The organism is Rhodopirellula sp. UBA1907 (genome assembly GCF_002337565.1).
In the GTDB taxonomy this organism is placed as follows: Bacteria; Planctomycetota; Planctomycetia; order Pirellulales; family Pirellulaceae; genus Rhodopirellula; species Rhodopirellula europaea.
In genome coordinates this window covers 18,009-19,930 of the sequence record NZ_DDGH01000030.1, presented here as the reverse complement: position 1 = coordinate 19,930, position 1,922 = coordinate 18,009, and the positions used below count along the sequence as shown (strand labels likewise).

Here is a 1,922-nt window from a genome sequence, read left to right as displayed (position 1 = left end):
GGGTGCGGCGGGATTGTTGCAATACCTGTCACGCGTGCTCGGCTTTCTGTTTTCAACGCCGATGCTGATCGTCGGAACGTTGATCATCGTCGCGGCGCTGGTTGGATTGACTTCGCGTTGGTCCGAATTCATCGCGGGTGCATCCTCGATCTTTGATCCGTCCAATTGGGCGTGGCTGTTGTTCACAGCGATCGGCTTGAAACTCATTCACGAAGTCGGACACGCGATCGCCTGCCATCGGGCTGGCGGGTCCGTGCGGGAAGCCGGCGTGGTCTGGGTGTTGATGACACCGCTAGCGTACGTCGACGTATCAAGTTGCTGGCGATTGCCTTCGCGGTGGTCGCGCATCGGTGTCGCAGCGGCGGGTTTGTTCATCGAAGGGCTGGTCGCATCGCTCGCGATCGGTGGATGGATGCTCAGCGACGATGAAATGTTCCGTTGGTGGTGTCACCACGTGATCCTGACGGCGGGACTATCGACCATCCTGTTCAACGCGAATGTGCTGATGCGTTTCGATGGCTACTTCATGCTGTCCGACGTAATGGATGTGCCCAACTTGGCCACCGAAGCCAATCAGTCGGTTCGACAATTCCTTCGCCGTTGGTTTCTCGGTGACGCGTCTTGGAACAGTTCACACACGGGTTGGCGACGTTTTGCGGTCTTCGTCTACGGATGGTCCGCTGTTGCTTGGCGAGTTCTCGTTTGTGTCTCGCTCGCGATCGCCGCCTCAACGATGCTGGGCGGTGCCGGAATCGTCCTTTCAACTCTTGGACTATGGATGTGGTGGGGAAAACCGCTCGTCCAATTCCTGAAGTCGATGCGAACGCTGTGGGACACTGAACCGATCCAGGTATGCCGAGGTGCAGTGCTTGGGACGATGGCTGTTGGCGTCTTTGGTTGGATGTTGTTTTCAATGCCGATCCCATCGTCAGTCCGCGTTCCGGTCGTGGTGCAGTATGATCCTGATTCAGCAATCCGCGTTGGAGCGGAAGGTTTCCTGATCGAATTGAATGTGAATGAGGGCGACAAGGTCGAAGCCGGCGATCTGCTTGCAATCATCGAAAATCGCGAACTCAAGCAACGCGTCGCGGAATTGGAAATCGCTCAAAAGCAAAACGACATTCGACTCCGTAAAGCGATCGAATCTCGTGAAGAATCGGAACGGTTGATTCTGCTGGACAACCGTCAAGCGATCACGGAGAAGCTCGCAACGTTGCAAACGCAATCCGATCAACTGAACGTAGTGGCGAACCGTGCCGGAGTCGTGATCGCGGATGACTTGCAGTCCAAACTCAACACGTACGTTCACGAAGGAGACGTGTTGATGGTGGTCGCGGCGGAGTCTGACAAGGAGGTCTTGGCGGTGATCGATCAGTCGCAGGTTGACGATGTTCGCAAGCAGATCGGCCAACCGGTTCGCTTGGTTGCCCCCGGTCGACAAACCTTCTGGGCCACGCTCGACCAGCTTCAACCGCGTGCCTCTGACCGCGTGCCGAACGCGTCGTTGGCGGCCACGCATGGCGGCCCATTGGCCGTTCGAGTTGATGACGCATCCGAAGAATCATCCAATGATGATCGCTTGGGTGAAGAGATGATCGACACCATGCGTTTGCTTCAGCCACATTTTCGCGGCGTGCTGAAGCTTCCCCGGGAAGAAGCTCAACGCCTTCCCGCGGGCTTGCGTTTGGAAGCTCGTTTCGGATGGCACCAAGCTTCGATCGCCAAACGTGTGCGTCTGTGGTTTCAAAACGCGTTGGCTCAAGCCTCTCAAGAAACCCGCTGATGGTTGGCTGCTATTTTGCAGAGCCATTCCCAACAGCAACCTCAGATACCCTGGCTCCCGTCGCCCCGCGGGAGGTCGTGCAGTTTTCCGATACCGCTTTTCGGCAGATTTCCACATGGCGTACCTCTCCCGAAACGAA

1 protein-coding gene is annotated in these 1,922 nt (G+C 56.8%); it reads left to right on the top strand.

Going from position 1 to position 1,922, the window contains the following annotated elements; translation table 11 throughout:
* The coding region (locus B2R17_RS06400) for an efflux RND transporter periplasmic adaptor subunit (RefSeq protein ID WP_286763321.1) at positions 1–1,783 on the top strand (1,783 nt) is incomplete at its 5' end.
* Positions 1,784–1,922 lie beyond the last annotated feature (139 nt).